Here is a 5,526-nt window from a genome sequence, read left to right on the forward strand (position 1 = left end):
GTTAACTGGAAATGGCCACCCTGCGTTGGGTGGCCATTTCCTGAAAGAAGTCCGGCGGTGTCCTACTCTCCCACAGGGTCCCCCCTGCAGTACCATCGGCGCTGTGAGGCTTAGCTTCCGGGTTCGGAATGTGACCGGGCGTTTCCCTCACGCTATGGCCGCCGAAACACTATTGATGTTTCAAAGTCGACACAACAGCATGAATGTTCATGTGTTGTGTGGTTCTCGACCGTACATCGAGAACCACTCAGTGGACGCAAGCACCAAAGAACGGTGTGTTATCAAGTCATCGGCTTATTAGTACCAGTCAGCTGCACGTGTTACCACGCTTCCACATCTGGCCTATCAACCCAGTAGTCTGGCTGGGAGCCTCTCACCCCGGAGGGTATGGAAATCTCATCTTGAGGCCGGCTTCCCGCTTAGATGCTTTCAGCGGTTATCCATCCCGAACGTAGCTAACCAGCGGTGCTCCTGGCGGAACAACTGGCACACCAGAGGTTCGTCCAACCCGGTCCTCTCGTACTAGGGTCAGATCCTCTCAAATTTCCTACGCGCGCAGCGGATAGGGACCGAACTGTCTCACGACGTTCTAAACCCAGCTCGCGTACCGCTTTAATGGGCGAACAGCCCAACCCTTGGGACCTACTCCAGCCCCAGGATGCGACGAGCCGACATCGAGGTGCCAAACCATGCCGTCGATATGGACTCTTGGGCAAGATCAGCCTGTTATCCCCGAGGTACCTTTTATCCGTTGAGCGACAGCGCTTCCACAAGCCACTGCCGGATCACTAGTCCCGACTTTCGTCCCTGCTCGACCTGTCAGTCTCACAGTCAAGCTCCCTTGTGCACTTACACTCGCCACCTGATTGCCAACCAGGTTGAGGGAACCTTTGGGCGCCTCCGTTACTTTTTGGGAGGCAACCGCCCCAGTTAAACTACCCACCAGGCACTGTCCCTGAACCGGATTACGGTTCGAAGTTAGATATCCAGAGTGACCAGAGTGGTATTTCAACAATGACTCCACAAGAACTGGCGTCCCTGCTTCAACGTCTCCCACCTATCCTACACAAGCCACACCGAACACCAATACCAAGCTGTAGTAAAGGTCACGGGGTCTTTCCGTCCTGCTGCGCGTAACGAGCATCTTTACTCGTAGTGCAATTTCGCCGAGTTCGCGGTTGAGACAGTTGGGAAGTCGTTACGCCATTCGTGCAGGTCGGAACTTACCCGACAAGGAATTTCGCTACCTTAGGATGGTTATAGTTACCACCGCCGTTTACTGGGGCTTAAATTCTCAGCTTCGCCTTGCGGCTAACCGGTCCTCTTAACCTTCCAGCACCGGGCAGGCGTCAGTCCGTATACATCGTCTTGCGACTTGGCACGGACCTGTGTTTTTAGTAAACAGTCGCTACCCACTAGTCTCTGCGGCCACCACACCCTTTCGGAGCAAGTCCTAATAAGTGGATGGCCCCCCTTCTCCCGAAGTTACGGGGGCATTTTGCCGAGTTCCTTAACCACGATTCTCTCGATCTCCTTAGTATTCTCTACCTGACCACCTGAGTCGGTTTGGGGTACGGGCAGCTAGAACCTCGCGTCGATGCTTTTCTCGGCAGCATAGGATCACCCACTTTTTATCCGCATCGTGTCTCAGCCTGTATGAGTCACGGATTTGCCTATGACTCGGCCTACGCACTTGCCCCGGGACTACCATCGCCCGGGTTGGGCTACCTTCCTGCGTCACACCTGTTAATACGCTAGCCGCACCAGCATGGGGTCGAGCGTTAGACCGGACGGTCTCACCCCGAAGGGATCCACTCGTCCGGGTTAGGACTCTTAGCACCACTGGATTAGCTTGGGCGGTTCTTCGCCGGTACGGGAATATCAACCCGTTGTCCATCGACTACGCCTGTCGGCCTCGCCTTAGGTCCCGACTTACCCAGGGAAGATTAGCTTGACCCTGGAACCCTTGGTCTTTCGGAGGACGTGTTTCTCACACGTCTTTCGCTACTCATGCCTGCATTCTCACTCGTGTAGCCTCCACGGCTGGTTTCCACCGCCGCTTCGCTGGCCACACGACGCTCTCCTACCCATCAACACGGCTGGACCACGAAGGCCTACCAATAATGTCAATGCCACAACTTCGGTGGCGTGCTTGAGCCCCGTTACATTGTCGGCGCGGAATCACTTGACCAGTGAGCTATTACGCACTCTTTCAAGGGTGGCTGCTTCTAAGCCAACCTCCTGGTTGTCAGAGCAACTCCACATCCTTTCCCACTTAGCACGCGCTTTGGGACCTTAGTTGGTGGTCTGGGTTGTTTCCCTCTCGACTATGAAGCTTATCCCCCACAGTCTCACTGCTGCGCTCTCACTTACCGGCATTCGGAGTTTGGCTGACGTCAGTAACCTTGTAGGGCCCATCGGCCATCCAGTAGCTCTACCTCCGGCAAGAAACACGCAACGCTGCACCTAAATGCATTTCGGAGAGAACCAGCTATCACGAAGTTTGATTGGCCTTTCACCCCTATCCACAGCTCATCCCCTCAGTTTTCAACCTAAGTGGGTTCGGTCCTCCACGACGTCTTACCGTCGCTTCAACCTGGCCATGGATAGATCACTTCGCTTCGGGTCTAGGACATGCGACTGAATCGCCCTATTCAGACTCGCTTTCGCTACGGCTACCCCACACGGGTTAACCTCGCCACATATCGCTAACTCGCAGGCTCATTCTTCAAAAGGCACGCTGTCACCCCTGCTAAGGAGGCTCCAACGGTTTGTAAGCAAACGGTTTCAGGTACTATTTCACTCCCCTCCCGGGGTACTTTTCACCTTTCCCTCACGGTACTTGTCCGCTATCGGTCATCTGGGAGTATTTAGGCTTATCAGGTGGTCCTGACAGATTCACACGGGATTTCTCGGGCCCCGTGCTACTTGGGATACTCTTCGCGCCAAGAGAAGCATTTCGACTACGGGGTTGGCACCCTCTATGACCCGCCTTTCAATGCGGTTCGTCTATACCTTCTTGTAACGCCGACACATCGGCAGAAATGTCTGAAAAGTCCCACAACCCCGAACGTGCAACGCCTGCCGGCTATCACACACGCTCGGTTTAGCCTGTTCCGGTTTCGCTCGCCACTACTCACGGAATCGCGGTTGCTTTCTCTTCCTGTGGGTACTGAGATGTTTCACTTCCCCACGTTCCCTCTACCCGCCCTATATATTCAGGCGGGAGTCACTGGGTCGGCACGCCGCCCAGCGGGGTTTCCCCATTCGGACACCCTCGGATCAAAACTTGCTTATCAGTTCCCCGAGGCTTATCGCAGATTGCTACGTCCTTCTTCGGCTCCAGATGCCAAGGCATCCACCGTTTGCTCTTAAAGACTTGAAATCACATGAGTTCGAATCGTCAATTTGAAATTGACTAATGATCTTTAAGATCATCTTCATGACCTGACTTACGTCAAGCCAAAGATGCTCGCGTCCACTGTGTAGTTCTCAAAGTACGGGCGGTACCCTCCCCGCTTACCAACCGGCAGCCAAAGAAGGCCCTGAGGTTCGGCCGGCACCCACCCGAAGGTCAGTACCCATCCGGTCCCTCAGGACCCAACAGCGTGCATGCACCAGCCCCCACCGGACCTCCCGTTCCAACCACCGAAGTGACGTACTGAGAAGAACCATCAGGTTCTGATGCCTTGTCGAATGTTCCACCCATGAGCTCCCCGCAGAGACATTCGCTCTGATCGGGGGCCTGGAAGGCCGAAGCCTCCAGATGCTCCTTAGAAAGGAGGTGATCCAGCCGCACCTTCCGGTACGGCTACCTTGTTACGACTTAGTCCTAATTACCGATCCCACCTTCGACAGCTCCCTCCACAAGGGTTGGGCCACCGGCTTCAGGTGTTACCGACTTTCATGACTTGACGGGCGGTGTGTACAAGACCCGGGAACGTATTCACCGCAGCGTTGCTGATCTGCGATTACTAGCGACTCCGACTTCATGAGGTCGAGTTGCAGACCTCAATCCGAACTGGGACCGGCTTTTTGGGATTCGCTCCACCTCACGGTATTGCAGCCCTTTGTACCGGCCATTGTAGCATGCGTGAAGCCCAAGACATAAGGGGCATGATGATTTGACGTCATCCCCACCTTCCTCCGAGTTGACCCCGGCAGTATCCCATGAGTTCCCACCATTACGTGCTGGCAACATAGAACGAGGGTTGCGCTCGTTGCGGGACTTAACCCAACATCTCACGACACGAGCTGACGACAACCATGCACCACCTGTTCACGAGTGTCCAAAGAGTTGACCATTTCTGGCCCGTTCTCGTGTATGTCAAGCCTTGGTAAGGTTCTTCGCGTTGCATCGAATTAATCCGCATGCTCCGCCGCTTGTGCGGGTCCCCGTCAATTCCTTTGAGTTTTAGCCTTGCGGCCGTACTCCCCAGGCGGGGAACTTAATGCGTTAGCTGCGTCACGGAATCCGTGGAATGGACCCCACAACTAGTTCCCAACGTTTACGGGGTGGACTACCAGGGTATCTAAGCCTGTTTGCTCCCCACCCTTTCGCTCCTCAGCGTCAGTAACGGCCCAGAGATCTGCCTTCGCCATCGGTGTTCCTCCTGATATCTGCGCATTCCACCGCTACACCAGGAATTCCAATCTCCCCTACCGCACTCTAGTCTGCCCGTACCCACTGCAGACCCGAGGTTGAGCCTCGGGATTTCACAGCAGACGCGACAAACCGCCTACGAGCTCTTTACGCCCAATAATTCCGGATAACGCTTGCGCCCTACGTATTACCGCGGCTGCTGGCACGTAGTTAGCCGGCGCTTTTTCTGCAGGTACCGTCACTCTCGCTTCTTCCCTGCTAAAAGAGGTTTACAACCCGAAGGCCGTCATCCCTCACGCGGCGTTGCTGCATCAGGCTTCCGCCCATTGTGCAATATTCCCCACTGCTGCCTCCCGTAGGAGTCTGGGCCGTGTCTCAGTCCCAGTGTGGCCGGTCACCCTCTCAGGCCGGCTACCCGTCGACGCCTTGGTGAGCCATTACCTCACCAACAAGCTGATAGGCCGTGAGCCCATCCCAGACCGAAAAATCTTTCCAACTGCTGACCATGCGATCGCAGCTCATATCCGGTATTAGACGCCGTTTCCAGCGCTTATCCCAGAGTCCAGGGCAGGTTGCTCACGTGTTACTCACCCGTTCGCCACTGATCCACAGAGCAAGCTCTGCTTCACCGTTCGACTTGCATGTGTTAAGCACGCCGCCAGCGTTCATCCTGAGCCAGGATCAAACTCTCCGTAAAGAAAAATTGCATACGCCCCGGGGAAAAACCGAAACGCAGCGAGTTTGAAACTGACCAAAAGAGATGAATATCAAACTGACATCCATATAAATTGATCCAAAGGAATCTCACCCCAGCAAAAAACTGGAGTCGAGGTTATTTGGCATTTGACAAGTGCACGCTGTTGAGTTCTCAAGGATCGGATGCTCCCACACCACCCTTCCGGGCTTCGTAGTGAGGCAACTTC

The 5,526-nt window shown here is 54.9% G+C and carries 3 rRNA genes; all 3 read right to left on the reverse strand.

Annotated elements, in window-relative coordinates:
- Positions 1 to 49: 49 nt before the first annotated feature.
- The 3 genes from rrf to QNI14_RS14100 all read right to left on the reverse strand — a co-directional run bounded on the left by rrf (position 50) and on the right by QNI14_RS14100 (position 5,300).
- Positions 50 to 166, reverse strand: a 5S ribosomal RNA gene (gene rrf, locus QNI14_RS14090).
- A 111-nt stretch (positions 167 to 277) separates the two neighbouring features.
- Positions 278 to 3,385, reverse strand: a 23S ribosomal RNA gene (locus QNI14_RS14095).
- Between the two features lie 392 nt (positions 3,386 to 3,777).
- A 16S ribosomal RNA gene (locus tag QNI14_RS14100) occupies positions 3,778 to 5,300 on the reverse strand.
- The 16S, 23S and 5S rRNA genes sit together here, the layout of an rRNA operon.
- Between the last annotated feature and the right edge of the window lie 226 nt (positions 5,301 to 5,526).

It is taken from the genome of Microbacterium dauci (assembly GCF_030065535.1).
GTDB lineage: Bacteria > Actinomycetota > Actinomycetes > Actinomycetales > Microbacteriaceae > Microbacterium > Microbacterium dauci.